Origin of the sequence: Streptomyces sp. NPDC058632, from assembly GCF_042717095.1 — a bacterium.
Classification (GTDB): Bacteria; Actinomycetota; Actinomycetes; order Streptomycetales; family Streptomycetaceae; genus Streptomyces.
In genome coordinates this window covers 45,037-59,928 of the sequence record NZ_JBHXQZ010000005.1, presented here as the reverse complement: position 1 = coordinate 59,928, position 14,892 = coordinate 45,037, and the positions used below count along the sequence as shown (strand labels likewise).

The following is a 14,892-nucleotide window of genomic DNA, read 5'->3' as shown; positions in this document are numbered from 1 at the left end:
GGGAACGCGACGGGGCCCGGACGCCCTGAAGCGTCCGGGCCCCGTGCGGGACTTCGGCTTTCAGTGGTTGCCGCTCAGCCGACGACCGTCCACGTGTCGTTGCCCGCCAGCAGCGCGCCGAGGTCGCCCTTGCCGTGCTGCTCGACGGAGGCGTCCAACTGCTCGGCCATCAGCGTGTCGTAGACCGGGCGGTCCACGGAGCGGAAGACACCGATCGGAGTGTGGTGCAGGGTGTCCGGATCGGCGAGCCGGGACAGCGCGAACGCGGTGGTCGGGGACGCCGAGTGCGCGTCGTGGACCACGATCTCCGCCTCGTTCTCCGGCGTCACCGCGACCACCTTCAGGTCACCGGTGGCCCGGTCCCGGACGACGCCCTTCGCGCATCCCTCACCACCGAAGCGGATCGGGCTGCCGTGCTCCAGCCGGATCACCGCCTCCTCGGCCTGCTGCCGGTCCTTGAGGATCTCGAAGGCGCCGTCGTTGAAGATGTTGCAGTTCTGGTAGATCTCGACCAGGGCGGTGCCCGGATGGGCGGCGGCCTGCCGCAGCACCTCGGTCAGATGCTTGCGGTCCGAGTCGACCGTACGGGCCACGAAGGACGCCTCCGCGCCGATCGCCAGCGACACCGGGTTGAAGGGCGCGTCCAGCGAACCCACCGGCGTCGACTTGGTGATCTTGCCGATTTCGGACGTCGGCGAGTACTGGCCCTTGGTCAGGCCGTAGATCCGGTTGTTGAACAGCAGGATCTTCAGATTGACGTTACGCCGCAGCGCGTGGATCAGATGGTTGCCGCCGATGGACAACGCGTCCCCGTCACCGGTGACGACCCACACGCTCAGGTCGCGCCGGGACGTCGCCAGGCCCGTCGCGATCGCGGGGGCGCGGCCGTGGATGGAATGCATCCCGTAGGTGTTCATGTAGTACGGGAACCGGGACGAACAGCCGATGCCGGAGACGAAGACGATGTTCTCCTTCGCCAGCCCGAGCTGGGGCATGAAGCCCTGCACGGCGGCCAGGACGGCGTAGTCGCCGCAGCCGGGGCACCAGCGCACCTCCTGGTCGGACTTGAAGTCCTTCATCGACTGCTTGCCCTCGGCCTTGGGCACCAGGGCGAGCGCCTCGCCGAACGGAGGGTCTCCGAGGGGGGAGTCGCCGAGGGGGGACGGGCCGCCTGTCGTCGTCTCAGTCATCGATGGCCTCCTTCAGCGCCTCGGCAAGCTGCTCCGCCTTGAACGGCATGCCGTTGACCTGGTTGTAGGAGTGGGCGTCGACCAGGTACTTCGCCCGGATCAGGGTCGCGAGCTGACCGAGGTTCATCTCGGGTACGACCACCTTCTCGTAGCGCTTCAGGACCTCTCCCAGATTCCGCGGAAAGGGGTTGATGTGGCGCAGATGGGCCTGCGCGACCGTGCCCCCTGCGCCCCTGATGCGCCGTACGGCCGCGGTGATCGGCCCGTAGGTGGACCCCCAGCCGAGCACCAGGACCCTGGCGTCGCCGGCCGCGTCGTCGACCTCCAGATCGGGGACGTCGACGCCGTCGATCTTCGCCTGCCGGGTGCGCACCATGAAGTCGTGGTTGGCCGGGTCGTACGAGATGTTGCCCGTGCCGTCCTGCTTCTCGATGCCGCCGATCCGGTGCTCCAGACCCGGTGTGCCCGGGATCGCCCACGGCCGGGCCAGTGTGTGCGGGTCCCGCTGGTACGGCCAGAACACCTCGGTTCCGTCGTCCATCGTGTGGTTGGGGCCCTGCGCGAACCGCACTCTCAGGTCCGGCAGCTCCTCCGCGTCCGGGATGCGCCACGGCTCGCTGCCGTTGGCCAGGTAGCCGTCGGAGAGCAGGAACACCGGCGTCCGGTAGGCCAGCGCGATCCGGGCCGCCTCGAGCGCCGCGTCGAAGCAGTCGGCCGGCGTACGCGGTGCGACCACCGGGACCGGCGCCTCGCCGTTGCGCCCGTACATCGCCTGGAGCAGGTCCGCCTGCTCGGTCTTGGTGGGCAGGCCCGTGGACGGGCCGCCACGCTGGATGTCCACGATCAGCAGCGGCAGCTCCAGCGACACCGCGAGACCGATCGTCTCGGACTTCAGCGCCACCCCGGGACCACTGGTCGTCGTCACCGCCAGCGAACCGCCGAAAGCCGCCCCCAGTGCGGCACCGATGCCGGCGATCTCGTCCTCGGCCTGGAAGGTCCGCACGCCGAAGTTCTTGTGCCGGCTCAGCTCGTGCAGGATGTCAGAGGCCGGCGTGATCGGGTACGACCCCAGGAACAGCGGCAGATCCGCCTGCCGGGACGCCGCGATCAGGCCGTACGCCAGGGCCAGGTTGCCGGAGATGTTCCGGTACACGCCCGGCGGAAACGCCGTGGCGGCCGGGGCCACCTCGTAGGAGACGGCGAAGTCCTCCGTCGTCTCCCCGAAGTTCCAGCCCGCCCGGTACGCGGCGATGTTGGCCGCCGCGATGTCCGGTTTCTTGGCGAACTTCGAGTTCAGGAACCTCTCCGTGCCCTCGGTGGGCCGGTGGTACATCCAGCTCAGCAGACCGAGCGCGAACATGTTCTTGCTGCGCTCGGCCTCCTTGCGGCTGAGGTCGAACTGCTTCAGCGCTTCGACCGTCAGCGTCGTCAACGGCACCGGATGGAGGCTGTAGCCGTCGAGCGAGCCGTCCTCCAGCGGGTTGCTCGCATAGCCGACCTTCTGCATCGCCCGCTTGGTGAACTCGTCCGTGTTGACGATGATCTCCGCGCCGCGCGGCAGGTCCCCGATGTTCGCCTTCAACGCGGCCGGGTTCATCGCCACCAGCACGTTCGGCGCGTCACCGGGAGTGAGGATGTCGTGGTCGGCGAAGTGGAGCTGGAAGGACGAGACACCCGGCAGGGTGCCGGCCGGGGCACGGATCTCGGCGGGGAAGTTCGGCAGGGTCGACAGATCGTTGCCGAAGGAGGCCGTCTCCGAGGTGAAGCGGTCACCGGTGAGCTGCATACCGTCACCCGAGTCCCCCGCGAACCTGATGATCACCCGGTCCAGACGGCGGACGTCCTTCGTGCCCGCCGCTTTGCGCTGCTCTCCTAGGACTGTTCCGTCGGCCTGCTCCGCTGGGCTGCTGACCTGACTGGTCACTGAACTGGACCTCCTCGAGGGCGGCTGTCCGGGACCGGCCCTCCTGCGGGCCGTCCCTGGATCAACCCTACGTCCGTAAGGGTCGCCTTCCTCGGGTCATTCGCATCTTGGGCACGACTTCGAGATGTCCCGCGGCCACCCCCGCGGTCTTCCCGCGAGGCGTCGGTGCGACGTGAAGAGTGCCGACGCCTCACGCCTCCTGCCCGGATTCCCCCTGGTCGCCGACCCGCCGGCCCTTGCCATCCAGGACGCCGCCCGCCCGCCGGCGGTTCAGCCGTCGGCCACCGGCGTCAGCCCTCGCCCGCCGACGGCACCCGTAAGTGGGTCGGGAGGTTCCGGTTCAGGGCTTGAGGTAGGTCAGGACCGCGAGCACCCGGCGGTGATCGCCGACGCTCGGGGACAGCCCCAGCTTCAGGAAGATGTTGCTGACGTGCTTCTCCACGGCCCCGTCGCTCACCACCAGCTGCCGGGCGATCGCCGAGTTCGTTCGCCCCTCCGCCATCAGCCCCAGGACCTCCCGCTCCCGCGGGGTGAGTCCCGCGAGAACGTCCTGCTTGCGGCTGCGGCCGAGCAGCTGCGCGACGACCTCGGGGTCCAGGGCCGTACCGCCCCCGGCCACGCGCACCACCGCGTCCACGAACTCCCGTACCTCGGCCACCCGGTCCTTGAGCAGGTAGCCGATGCCCCGGCTGGAGTTGGCGAGCAGCTCCGTGGCGTAGCGCTCCTCCACGTACTGCGACAGCACCAGCACCCCGACATCCGGATGCGTCTTGCGCAGCTGGACGGCGGCCCGCACGCCCTCGTCGGTGTGCGTCGGCGGCATCCGTACGTCGGCCACCACGACGTCCGGCAGCTCCCCCCGATCGTTCAGCTCGGTGATCGTCTTGATCAGCGCGTCGCCGTCGCCGACCCCGGCCACGACATCGTGCCCCCGGTCGGTCAGCAGCCGGGTCAGGCCCTCCCGCAGCAGCACTGAATCCTCGGCGATGACCACACGCACTCTGTCCTCCATGAACCCTCGGCCCCCACGCCCCTCATCCGGGCCCGCCCGTACGGCGGGTCCGGTTGACGGGACCAGCATCCCAGCATCCGGTGGGCAATGCGGAGGGGTGACGCGAGAGAAGTCTTCACGGGCAGGGCCCGCACCGGTCGCAGGGGCATGTCCTGGTACGGGGCAGGTGCAATTTCCTGGTGCGGGAGTGTGTGCGGGTACGGGCCCACCGCCCGCACCCGCACATCTGCCGGCCTTCTGTACCTTCAGCCGTCACTCACGCGCTCATGCGCCGGCCTGCCGACCCGGGTGACGCCGGCCTGCTCACCCGCCGGCGCGCTCACCTGCCCACCGCGTCCGATCCGCCCGCCAGGGCAGCTCCGCCGTCACCCGGGTCGGGCCCCCGGCCGGGGAGTCGACCACCAGGATTCCGTCCACCGCGTCCAGCCGCTCCGCAAGACCGGCCAGTCCGGAACCCCCGGACACGTCGGCGCCCCCCACGCCGTTGTCCTCGACCTGCACCATCAGCCGGTTCTCCGTCCGCCACACCTCCACGGTCGCCCGGGTCGCCCGCGCGTGCTTGCTGATGTTCTGCAGCAGCTCCGAGACGGTGAAGTAGGCGATGCCCTCGATCGCCGGCGCCGGACGCTCCGTCAGATCCACGTCGACCTGTACCGGGACCGTGCACCGGGAGGCCACCGACGACAGAGCCGCGTCAAGGCCCCGGTCGGTCAGCACGGCCGGGTGGATGCCGCGTGCGAGGTCCCGCAGCTCCTGCAGCGCCGTCTTCACCTCGCCGTGCGCCTCGTCCACCATGTGCGCCGCGGCCTGCGGGTCCTCCCGCAGCTTCTCCTTCGCCAGCCCCAGGTCCATGGCCAGCGCCACCAGCCGGGCCTGTGCCCCGTCGTGCAGATCGCGCTCGATGCGCCGCAGGTCCGCCGCCGCCGTGTCCACCACGGCGCCCCGGTCCGACTCCAGCTCCACCACTCGCGTCGCCAGCCGGGACGGCCCGAGCAGCCCGTGCACCAGCAGCCGGTCCACCATGGTCAGCGCCCGCACGATCCACGGCGTGGCGATGGTGAACAGCAGTCCGATCAGCGCGGTCACCGTGATCTCGAACGGGTTGTCCAGATAGATCTGGTGCTGCCCGTCACCGTACAGCTGTATTCCGTCCTGACCGGCGTACATCGGGAAGACCCAGAACCACAGGGGATACGTCAGCAGCGACCAGCCGATCGACCAGACGGTCACCGAGACGGCGAAGGCGAACACCGCCCACGGCAGGTGCAGCACCGCGTACAGCAGCGACCGCCACGAGGCGCCGCTCTTCAGCACCGCCCCCATCCAGGCCATGAACCCCCGGCGCTTCACCCGCAGCGGCTCCGGCTCGGCCACGTCCAGGCCCAGCAGCCCCCGCGCCCGCATCCGCTCCAGCGCCCCGAACCCGCGGCATCCGGCGAGCCCGGCGGCCAGCACCGGTACGCCGAGGAACGTCACCAGCAGACCGGCACCCAGCGACACCATCGTGACCGCGTAGGTGAAGAGCAGCACGCTGATCGGCAGACTCAGCAGGACGTACACCAGCTCGCGCCAGGTCCGTCCCTCGACCGGCGCCCGCAGTACCGCCGGCACCCGGTGCCGCCGCTCACCGGCCCTCCCGGCGTCCCCGGGGTGCCCGGGGTGCCCGGCGGGCGTGCTGCAGAGCCCGTAGCCCTGTCCGTACTCGGTGGCCATCGGCGTCGTCCTTCTCCTCGTCCGGCGGCTGTGCTGTCGTATCCCCAGACTCCTTCGCAGCAGGCCGGCGGGCCATGGAGCACGTCGCAGTCTTGGACGGGGGGTTTTCCCTACCTCCGACCGGGGCGGACGGCCGTGCGGGCGCGGGTTGAGTCGCGCGCGGACACGTGGGGCGCGCGGTTACGTGGCCGGCCGTACGGAGTTCCGTGTGGGCGTGGGCGTCCGTGTGTCCTCGGCGAGGGTGCCGGAGCGGTCCCGCCACGGCAGCTCCGCCGTCACCGTCGTCGGGCCGCCCTCCGGCGACTTCACGACGAACAGACCGTCGACCGCCCCCAGCCGGTCGGCGAGCCCCCGCATCCCCGTGCCGCCGTCCAGGCTCGCGCCGCCGCGGCCGTCGTCCTCCACCTGGATGAGCAGGCGGCCGGCCGAACGCCACACCTCGACCGAGGCCGTACGCGCGGCGCTGTGCTTGCTGACGTTCTGCAGCAGCTCCGAGACGGTGAAGTAGGCGATGCCCTCGATGGCCGCGGCCGGCCGCTCGGTGAGATCGACCGTCACCCTCACCGGCACCGTGCAGCGCGAGGCGACCGACGACAGGGCCGCGTCGAGACCGCGGTCGGTCAGGACCGCGGGATGGATGCCGCGGGCCAGGTCCCGCAGCTCCTGCAACGCCAGTTTCACCTCGCCGTGCGCCTCCTCGACCATCGACGCCGCCGCGTCGGGATCCTCCGGCAGCTTCTCCTTGGCCAGGCCCAGCCCCATGGCCAGGTTCACCAGCCGGGCCTGTGCCCCGTCGTGCAGGTCGCGCTCGATGCGCCGCAGATCCGCCGCGGCCGTGTCGACCACGACGCCCCGGTCGGACTCCAACTCGGCTATACGCCGCTCCAGCTCGTCGGACGGCGACAGCAGACCGCGCACCATCGCCCGGTCGGCGTTGGCCAGCCCGCGCGCGATGAACGGCAGCACCGGCCACAGCACGAACAGCGAGGCCAGCGTCACGGTGAAGGTGACGACGCCCCACGGCAGGCGTATCACCTCGTACAGCGCCGTGCGCCAGCCCACCGGGTCCTTCAGCGCCATCCACAGCCGTGGCAGGAACCCTCCGGCACCGTGCAGCGGCAGCCGGCTCGGCTCCTCCACCCGCACCCCGAGCAGCGCCCTGGCCCGCGCCCGCTCGCCCCTGCCCAGCAGTCGCGTCCCCATCAGACCTGCCGCGAGCAGCGGGAACCCGACCACGGTGACGGTCAGCCCGAGGCCCAGGAGCAGCACGGTCACGACGTAGGTGAAACCCACCAGCGACACCGGAAGGTTCGCCAGGAGGTGGGCGATCTCCTTCCAGGTGTGCCGGTCGTAGGCGAGACGCGCCGGTGGCGGGCGGTCGTCGGAGGAAGGGGAGGGCTCGGTCATGTGTCATAGCGTGCCCGGCCACGGGGGTCCGCGCCATGAGGTGGGCCCCTGATATCCACGGGGGAAATCCCCACCCCTGGCACCAGGGACGACGAGCTGCTTACAGGGCACTTATCAGGGCCTAGACTCCCGTGCGTGCAGATCGTCGAACAGCGAGGGGCGGACGTGCGGCAACCGACCGGCGTCGATCCGACCGGCTTCGACCCGGCCGCCATCGGCATGGCCGACTTCGGCGCGACCGGCTTCGGTACGACCGGCAGTGATCCGGCCACCGTGATCGCTTCGAGCCAGGTCGTGGCGGCCGACTACTTCCAGGGGTACTCGGTCGTCGGACTGCTCGCCGTCGTCGGCGTGCTGTTCGTCGCCTTCGCCTTCGGCGCGGGACGCCTGCTGCGGCCGGTGGTGCCCACGCCCGAGAAGCTCATGACGTACGAGTGCGGAGTCGACCCCGTCGGGGAGGGCTGGGCCCACACGCAGGTCCGCTACTACGTCTACGCCTTCCTCTACGTGATCTTCGCTGTCGACTCGATCTTCCTCTTCCCCTGGGCGACCGTCTTCGCCGCCGACGGCTACGGCGCGACCACGCTCGTGGAGATGTTCATCTTCCTCGGCTTCCTCGCCGTCGGCCTGCTGTACGCATACAAGAAGGGCGTCCTGACATGGACGTGACCCCCACCGACTCACCGGGCGCCGCCACCCCGTCGGGCGCGCGCCCGGGCTCCGGCGCGGCTTCCGGGCCGGTCCCGGGCCCGGCTTCCGGACCGGTGCTGCTTCCCGAGCCCGCCGTGCTCCCCGCCGAAGGCGGCGGAAGGCTCGGCGCGCTCGCCCGGCTCGCCCCCGAGCCGATGAAGGTGATCCTCAACTGGGGCCGCCGCTACTCGCTGTGGGTCTTCAACTTCGGCCTCGCCTGCTGCGCGATCGAGTTCATCGCCGCGTCGATGGCCCGCCACGACTTCATCCGCCTCGGTGTCATTCCCTTCGCGCCGGGGCCGCGCCAGGCCGACCTGATGGTCGTCTCCGGCACGGTCACGGACAAGATGGCGCCCGCGGTGAAACGCCTGTACGAGCAGATGCCCGAGCCGAAGTACGTCATCTCGTTCGGCGCGTGCAGCAACTGCGGCGGCCCGTACTGGGACTCCTACTCCGTCACCAAGGGCGTCGACCAGATCATCCCGGTCGACGTCTACGTCCCCGGTTGCCCGCCGCGGCCCGAGGCGCTGCTCCAGGGGATCCTGAAACTCCAGGAGAAGATCGCGCGGGAGTCGCTGGGGGAGCGGTACGGGGCCGGTGGGCGGGGTGCCTCCGCGGCCGCCCTGCAGAGCGGGTTGGTGAAGCCGCCGGTGCCGGGGGAGTCCGGTGCGGTCCGGTCCGGTCAGGGGGAGGACCGATGACCGCGGCCGGCTGGCTCCCCGCCGACGCCGAAGAGCTGTTCGGTACGGAGGCCACAGCCGAGGAGTCGTACGACGTCCTCACCGTCGACGTCCCGCCCGCCTCCTGGCTCCCGGCGCTGGAGACCGCGCGCGACCGGCTCGGCTGCACGTATTTCGACTGGCTGAGCGCGGTCGACGAACCCGGCACGGGCTTCCGCGTCACCGCCCACGTCGTGGCCCTCTCCCCGGTACGGCGCCTGCTGCTGCGTACGACCGTCCCGCACGGGGCGCCGGTGCTGCCTTCCGCCGTGGGCGTCTACGCGGGGGCCGCCTGGCACGAGCGCGAGACGTACGAGATGTTCGGCGTCGACTTCACCGGCCACCCGGCGCTCGACCACCTGCTCCTGCCGGACACCTTCGAGGGCCACCCCCTGCGCAAGGACTTCGTCCTCGCCGCCCGCGTCGCCAAGGCCTGGCCCGGCGCCAAGGAACCCGGAGAGTCCGAGCACGGCGGGCCCAAGCGTCGCCAGATGCTTCCCCCAGGGGTCCCCGACCCCAACGAGTGGGGCCCCCTGAAGGGGCAGCTTCCCCCAGCCCCGTCCCGCCCGGCCCGTGGCGCGGGCAGGGCGGCCACCGGTACCGGGGGCGGACCCGCCGCAGGACGAGCACCCGGCGACCGCCCGGTACGCCGAACCCGTACGGCGGCGGAGGGCTCCGCGAGCCAGGCCGCCCCTGCGGGAGCCGAGGGCGAGGGCCGTCCCGCACGGCCGCCACGCCGGAACCGCACGGCGGCCGAGGGTTCCGCGAGCCAACAGGTCGCGCCCGCCCCCGAGTCACCGACTGCCGAGCCGCCGGTCGGGTCACCTGCTGCCGACCCCGCGGCCCAGCCCGGGACGCCTCCGTCGGCCGCCCCCCGGACGCGCCGTGCCCGGAGCGCGAGCGAGGGTTCGGCCTCCCAGCGCGGGCAGTCGACGGCAGCCGCGTCCGGGAAAGCCGCGGAAGCCGAGGAGGGCACCGTCGGCCCTGCTGCCGGCCCAGGCACCGACGCGCCCGAGGCGCCGGAAACCGAAGCGCCGGCAGTGGGACGCCGCACCCGAAGCGCCTCTGAAGGCTCCGCGAGCCAACGTCCCCAGGCGTCACCGTCGAAGCCCGCCGAAACGGGGCCCGGCCGGGCACGCAGCGCGCCGGACGGGACAGGGACGCCGGGCACCACCGGGGCGTCGGAAGAGACGGAGGAGGCACCGGACCGGACAGGGGCATCGGGCACCAAGCCTTCCGCCCCACCGCGCAGCCCGGACGCCCCCTGGCACCACGCCCGCCCGGCCCATACCGAACCCGAACCCGAACCCGAACCCGAACCGGGACCGGAACCACAGGCTGAACCCGCGGCCGAAACACATACTGAGCGTGGGCCCGCCCCCAAGGCCGCCCCCGCTCCGGACCCCGAGTCCGTTCCGGACCCCGACCCCGGCCCGGAGTCGGGCCCCTCGGCCCCCGACACTCCCTCAGGAGGCCCGCGGTGAACGACGTACTCGATGTCGCCCTGCGACTCCTGATCGTCTTCGTCGTCTTCCTCACCTTCCCTCTGATCGTCGGTCAGACCGAGCACAAGGTGATGGCGCACATGCAGGGCCGCCTGGGCCCGATGTACGCGGGCGGCTTCCACGGCTGGGCCCAACTCGTCGCCGACGGAGTCAAGTTCGCGCAGAAGGAGGACGTGGTTCCGGCCGGTGCCGACCGCCGTGTCTTCCAACTCGCCCCTGCCGTCGCCCTCCTTCCCTACCTCCTCGTCCTGCTCGCGATCCCGGTCGGGCCGGGCGAGGGCGCTGTCGGGCAGGTGCTGGACGCGGGCGTGTTCTTCGTGCTCGCGGTGATGGGCGTGGGCGTCCTCGGCTCGCTGATGGCCGGGTGGGCCTCCGCCAACAAGTTCTCCCTCCTCGGCGGCCTGCGCACCGCCGCCCAGCTCCTCGCCTATGAACTGCCGATGCTGCTCACCGCCGCCTCGGTGGCGATGGCGGCCGGCACCGTCTCGCTCGTCGGCATCCTCGACGCCTTCGAGTGGTGGTGGCTGCCCTGGCAGATCGTCGGCGCGATCGTCTTCTTCGTCGCCGGGCTCGCCGAACTCCAGCGGCCGCCCTTCGACATGCCCGTCGCCGACTCGGAGATCATCTTCGGTGCGTACACCGAGTACACCGGCCTGCGGTTCGCGCTCTTCCTCCTCGCCGAGTACGCCGGGATCGTCGTCCTGTGCGGCCTGACCACCGTTCTCTTCCTGGGCGGCTGGCACGGTCCGTGGGGCGCCGACGGCCTCGGCTGGGTCTGGACCCTGCTGAAGACCGCTGTCCTCGCCTTCGTCGTCATCTGGCTCCGCGTCACCTATCCCCGCCTGCGCGAGGACCAGTTGCAGAAACTGTCCTGGACCCTCCTCGTTCCCCTCGCCCTCGCCCAGATCGCCCTCACCGGCGTCGTCAAGGTGGTGATCTCCTAGCCATGGCTCCTCTTCCCGGCTTCCCCGGCTCCGGCCTGGCCAAGGGCCTGGCCGTCACCCTGCGGACGATGACGAAGAAATCCGTCACCGCCCAGTACCCGGACACCCAGCCCGACCTCGCGCCCCGCACCCGAGGGGTGATCGGCCTGTTCGAGGAGAACTGCACGGTCTGCATGCTGTGCGCCCGCGAGTGCCCGGACTGGTGCATCTACATCGACTCCCACAAGGAGACCGTTCCGGCGGCGACGCCCGGCGGCCGTGACCGCAGCCGCAACGTCCTCGACCGGTTCGCCATCGACTTCTCCCTGTGCATGTACTGCGGTATCTGTATCGAGGTCTGTCCTTTCGACGCCCTGTTCTGGTCACCCGAGTTCGAGTACGCCGAGACCGACATCCGCGAACTCACCCACGAACGCGACAAGCTCCGCGAGTGGATGTGGACGGTACCGGCCCCGCCGGCCCTCGACCCCGCCGCCGAGGAACCGAAGGAAATCGCCGCCGCCCGCAAGACAGCCGACAAACTGGCTGCCACCCAGGCCACCGCCCGGCCGGACCCGCAGCCGGACGCGCAGCCGGGCGCGCAGCCGGACGCGCAGCCGGGCGCGGAGCCAGACCCGCAGACAGACCCGAAGGGGGAGGAGTCGTGACCCTCGCCGCAGCCGCCGGCACGGTCCCGCACGCCACGACCACCACCGTCACCACCGCCGCCGAGACACAGGGCTTCCTCTCCCCGACCGGAGTGGAGATCGCCTTCCTCCTCGTCGGCCTGGTCACCTTCGGCGCCGCCGTCGTCACCGTCACCACCAGGCAGCTGGTGCACGCCGCCCTGTGGCTGGTGGTGGCCCTCGGCGGACTCGCCGTCGAGTACCTCCTGCTCACCGCCGAGTTCATCGCCTGGGTGCAGGTCCTCATCTACGTGGGTTCGGTCGTCGTCCTCCTTCTGTTCGGTCTGATGCTCACCAGAGCGCCCATCGGCCGCTCCCCGGACGCCGACTCCGGCAACTGCTGGGTCGCCCTCGGCGTGGCCGTCGCCGCGGCCGTCGCCCTGGTCTGGGTCGTCGTCGACGCCTTCCGAACGACCTGGATCGACCTGGACGGCGCACCCGCCGGCTCCACCGACGTGACCGGCGCCAGCCTCTTCCAGCACTGGGTCCTTCCCTTCGAGGCCCTCTCCGTCCTCCTCCTGGCCGCTCTCGTCGGCGCGATCGTCCTCTCCCGCAGAGCGAAGACGGCCGCCGCGGCACGGGGAGCCGGAACACGGGGAGCCGGAACACGGGAAACCGAGGCACGGGACACGACCGCCGGAGCCACCAACGGACCGACCGTCAGCCCCCGCCCCCGCCGCGACGCGGAAGGGAACCGCTGATGCACCTCGCCTATCCCGTGGTGCTGTCCGCGCTCCTCTTCTGCACCGGCCTGTACGGAGTCCTCGCCCGCCGCAACGCGATCCTGGTGCTGATGTCGGTCGAGCTGATGCTCAACGCCGTCAATCTGAACCTGGTCGCCTTCGACGTCTGGCTCAGCAGGACCGCCGAGGAAACCCTGCACTCCGGTCAGGCCCTCGCCCTGTTCACCATCGCCATCGCCGCCGCCGAGATCGGCATCGGTCTGGCGATCGTCCTCGCCGTCCACCGCAACCGCGGCACCGCGGACATCGACAAGCTCCGCGACACCGCCGAGGGACACGACCCCGACGGCACGGGCAGCACCGGCGGGCCGGTCGGCCCCGACTCCGACACCGACGCCCCCACGAACCGGGCGGCCGTCACGAAGGCCGAGGCCACCGCGTGACCACGACCACCCTCGCCGTCCTCGTCCCCCTCCTTCCGTTCCTCGGCGCGATCGCCGGACTGCTCCTGGGCCGCACGGCCCCCGGTTTCGTCCGTCCGCTCGCCGTCCTGCCCACGCTCACCGCCCTCGCACTGGCCGCCGTGGTCGCCGCGCGCCAGGGCGGCGACCGGGCCGTCGACGCCGCAACCGAACTCACCCCCACCGGCTCAGTCCCCATCGAACTCGCCCTGCACATCGACGGCTTCGCCGCCCTCACCGCCGTGGTCGTCGGCGGCATCGCCACCTGCGTGCAGATCTACTCGACGGGCTACCTCCGCGACGACCCGCGCTACCCCTCCTACGCGGCCCTCGTCTCCCTGTTCACCTCCGCGATGCTCCTCGTCGTCTACTCCGGCGACCTGATGGTGCTGCTGGTCGGCTGGGAAGTCATGGGCATCTGCTCCTACTTCCTCGTCGGCCACTACTGGGAGACCCCCGAGGCCCGCGCAGCCTCCCTCAAGGCCTTCCTGGTCACCAAGCTCGGCGACGTCCCCTTCCTCATCGGCCTGTTCGCCCTCGCCGGCGAAGCAGGCTCCTTCCGGATCACACACGTCCTCGACGCCGTCGCGAACGGCGGCATCGAGCACCCCACCCTGATCGCCCTGCTCCTCCTGGCGGGCGTGGCGGGCAAGTCGGCGCAGTTCCCGCTGCACACCTGGCTCCCCGACGCGATGGCGGGCCCGACCCCCGTCTCCGCGCTGATCCACGCCGCGACGATGGTCGCCGCCGGCGTCTACTTCGTCGCCCGTCTCCTCCCGCTCTTCGCCGCCTCACAGGCCGCGATGACCGTCCTCGCCGTCATGGCCGCCGTCACCATGGCCGGCTCGGCGCTCGCCGCTCTCGCCCAGGACGACATCAAACGCGTCCTCGCCTACTCGACCATCGGCCAGCTCGGCTACATGAGCGGCGGCCTCGCCGTCGGTGAGCGCGGAGCCGCCGTCTTCCACCTCCTGTCCCACGGCGCCTTCAAGGCGCTGCTGTTCCTCGCGGCCGGCGTGATCATCCACGCCGCCGGCACCAACTCGCTGGCCGCCATGTCCCGCATGAGCCACCTGCGCGACCGCGTCCCCGACGCCTACTGGACGATGACCGTGGCGCTCCTCGCGCTCGCCGCGATCCCGCCGTTCAGCGGCTTCTTCTCCAAGGAGGCCGTCCTCGGAGCCGCCGAACACGTCGTCACCGGCCACACCGGGCAGGCCCCCGCCGCCGCGGGCTGGATCGTCCTCCTCTCCGGCCTGGCCGCCGCCCTGCTCACCGCCGCGTACGCGGTACGCCTGTGGCTGCTGGCCTTCCGCGGACACGGCACCGAGGCCCCCGATCACGGCAGGCAGCCCCTCACCATGACCGCCGTGCTGTGGGTGCTCGCGATCCCCTCCCTCGCCCTGGGCGGCCTCGCCTTCCGCGTGCTGCCCGACTGGTTCGACGGCCACGACCTCGCCCCGACCCTCACCACCTCGGTGCTCGGCACCGGCGTGGCCCTGGCCGGCGGCATCATCACCTACGCCACCTGGCGGCACACCACCGCCCACGCCGCCCACCCTCCACTCGGGGCCGTCGCCGCCCACCCGGAGGCCGGAGCCGGACAGGTCGAGGCCGAGGCCATCGCCGCCCACGAACCCGCCTACGGAGACATCGCGTACGCACCCGACCCGGCCGACCCGGGCCGCCTGCTGCTCGGCCCGCTGCACCGCCACGCGGCCGCCGGCTTCCGCCTCGACGCCGTGTACACAACCCTCTTCGTCCGGCCCGTCCAGGCCGCGGCCGGTCTCGTCCGGTTCCTCGACCGCGAGGTCGTCGACACCTACGTACGCGGCGCGGGAACGCTGCCCCGGTGGCTCGGCACCGTCGTACGACGAGCCCAGACCGGCAATCTGCAGACCTATGTGAGCGCGCTGCTCGCCGGCACCGTCGTTCTCGCGGTCGCCGTCGTCCTCGCCGCCACGGGAGCGTGACCAGAC

The 14,892-nt window shown here is 71.5% G+C and carries 13 protein-coding genes; 8 read left to right on the top strand and 5 right to left on the bottom strand.

Annotated features, from left to right (window positions below; genetic code table 11):
* Positions 1–74: 74 nt before the first annotated feature.
* The 5 genes from ACFWVE_RS03740 to ACFWVE_RS03720 form a co-directional block, all read right to left on the bottom strand.
* Positions 75–1,190 carry a 2-oxoacid:ferredoxin oxidoreductase subunit beta gene (locus ACFWVE_RS03740; protein WP_384007875.1) on the bottom strand — a complete coding sequence of 372 codons (1,116 nt, stop codon included), beginning with the start codon at positions 1,188–1,190 and terminating at the stop codon, positions 75–77.
* Positions 1,183–3,114: a 2-oxoacid:acceptor oxidoreductase subunit alpha gene (locus tag ACFWVE_RS03735; RefSeq protein ID WP_384007873.1), complete on the bottom strand. Its 1,932-nt coding sequence runs from the start codon at positions 3,112–3,114 to the stop codon at positions 1,183–1,185. Before ACFWVE_RS03735 ends, ACFWVE_RS03740 begins: the two co-directional genes overlap by 8 nt.
* A 340-nt stretch (positions 3,115–3,454) precedes the next feature.
* Positions 3,455–4,126, bottom strand: a complete 672-nt coding sequence (locus tag ACFWVE_RS03730) for a LuxR C-terminal-related transcriptional regulator (RefSeq protein WP_384007871.1) — start codon at positions 4,124–4,126, stop codon at positions 3,455–3,457.
* 303 nt (positions 4,127–4,429) lie between these two features.
* The gene (locus ACFWVE_RS03725; RefSeq protein ID WP_384007869.1) at positions 4,430–5,839 is read right to left on the bottom strand and encodes a sensor histidine kinase; all 1,410 of its coding nucleotides are present in this window, start codon (positions 5,837–5,839) and stop codon (positions 4,430–4,432) included.
* Positions 5,840–6,019: 180 nt separating this feature from the next.
* Positions 6,020–7,246, bottom strand: a complete 1,227-nt coding sequence (locus ACFWVE_RS03720) for a sensor histidine kinase (RefSeq protein ID WP_384007867.1) — start codon at positions 7,244–7,246, stop codon at positions 6,020–6,022.
* 219 nt (positions 7,247–7,465) lie between these two features.
* Between ACFWVE_RS03720 and ACFWVE_RS03715 the strand changes: the two genes are divergently transcribed.
* Genes ACFWVE_RS03715 through ACFWVE_RS03680 form a run of 8 tightly spaced genes read left to right on the top strand, consistent with a single transcriptional unit; the run spans position 7,466 to position 14,886 of the window.
* Positions 7,466–7,915 carry an NADH-quinone oxidoreductase subunit A gene (locus ACFWVE_RS03715; protein ID WP_384007975.1) on the top strand — a complete coding sequence of 150 codons (450 nt, stop codon included), beginning with the start codon at positions 7,466–7,468 and terminating at the stop codon, positions 7,913–7,915.
* A complete protein-coding gene (locus ACFWVE_RS03710; protein ID WP_384007865.1) occupies positions 7,906–8,637 on the top strand; it encodes an NADH-quinone oxidoreductase subunit B in 732 nt (243 codons plus the stop codon). The genes ACFWVE_RS03715 and ACFWVE_RS03710 overlap by 10 nt, the downstream gene beginning before the upstream one ends.
* Positions 8,634–10,139: an NADH-quinone oxidoreductase subunit C gene (locus ACFWVE_RS03705; protein ID WP_384007863.1), complete on the top strand. Its 1,506-nt coding sequence runs from the start codon at positions 8,634–8,636 to the stop codon at positions 10,137–10,139. Before ACFWVE_RS03710 ends, ACFWVE_RS03705 begins: the two co-directional genes overlap by 4 nt.
* Positions 10,136–11,104, top strand: a complete 969-nt coding sequence (locus ACFWVE_RS03700; protein WP_384007861.1) for an NADH-quinone oxidoreductase subunit H — start codon at positions 10,136–10,138, stop codon at positions 11,102–11,104. Before ACFWVE_RS03705 ends, ACFWVE_RS03700 begins: the two co-directional genes overlap by 4 nt.
* 2 nt (positions 11,105–11,106) lie before the next feature.
* The gene (locus ACFWVE_RS03695; protein WP_384007860.1) at positions 11,107–11,751 is read left to right on the top strand and encodes a 4Fe-4S binding protein; all 645 of its coding nucleotides are present in this window, start codon (positions 11,107–11,109) and stop codon (positions 11,749–11,751) included.
* Positions 11,748–12,470 (top strand): NADH-quinone oxidoreductase subunit J, encoded by a 723-nt coding sequence (locus ACFWVE_RS03690; RefSeq protein WP_384007858.1) that lies wholly within the window; start codon positions 11,748–11,750, stop codon positions 12,468–12,470. Before ACFWVE_RS03695 ends, ACFWVE_RS03690 begins: the two co-directional genes overlap by 4 nt.
* Positions 12,470–12,895, top strand: a complete 426-nt coding sequence (gene nuoK, locus ACFWVE_RS03685) for an NADH-quinone oxidoreductase subunit NuoK (RefSeq protein ID WP_384007856.1) — start codon at positions 12,470–12,472, stop codon at positions 12,893–12,895. Before ACFWVE_RS03690 ends, nuoK begins: the two co-directional genes overlap by 1 nt.
* Complete coding sequence (locus ACFWVE_RS03680) at positions 12,892–14,886, top strand: NADH-quinone oxidoreductase subunit L (protein WP_384007854.1); 1,995 nt, start codon at positions 12,892–12,894, stop codon at positions 14,884–14,886. The genes nuoK and ACFWVE_RS03680 overlap by 4 nt, the downstream gene beginning before the upstream one ends.
* Positions 14,887–14,892: the final 6 nt, after the last annotated feature.

Bases quoted from the DNA above. Each gene is read 5' to 3' on its own strand.
- ACFWVE_RS03740 (WP_384007875.1), bottom strand. From the start codon at position 1,190: ATGACTGAGACGACGACAGGCGGCCCGTCCCCCCTCGGCGACTCCCCC.
- ACFWVE_RS03730 (WP_384007871.1), bottom strand. From the start codon at position 4,126: ATGGAGGACAGAGTGCGTGTGGTCATCGCCGAGGATTCAGTGCTGCTG.
- ACFWVE_RS03725 (WP_384007869.1), bottom strand. From the start codon at position 5,839: ATGGCCACCGAGTACGGACAGGGCTACGGGCTCTGCAGCACGCCCGCC.
- ACFWVE_RS03720 (WP_384007867.1), bottom strand. From the start codon at position 7,246: ATGACCGAGCCCTCCCCTTCCTCCGACGACCGCCCGCCACCGGCGCGT.
- ACFWVE_RS03715 (WP_384007975.1), top strand. From the start codon at position 7,466: ATGGCCGACTTCGGCGCGACCGGCTTCGGTACGACCGGCAGTGATCCG.
- ACFWVE_RS03710 (WP_384007865.1), top strand. From the start codon at position 7,906: ATGGACGTGACCCCCACCGACTCACCGGGCGCCGCCACCCCGTCGGGC.
- ACFWVE_RS03705 (WP_384007863.1), top strand. From the start codon at position 8,634: ATGACCGCGGCCGGCTGGCTCCCCGCCGACGCCGAAGAGCTGTTCGGT.
- ACFWVE_RS03695 (WP_384007860.1), top strand. From the start codon at position 11,107: ATGGCTCCTCTTCCCGGCTTCCCCGGCTCCGGCCTGGCCAAGGGCCTG.
- nuoK (WP_384007856.1), top strand. From the start codon at position 12,470: ATGCACCTCGCCTATCCCGTGGTGCTGTCCGCGCTCCTCTTCTGCACC.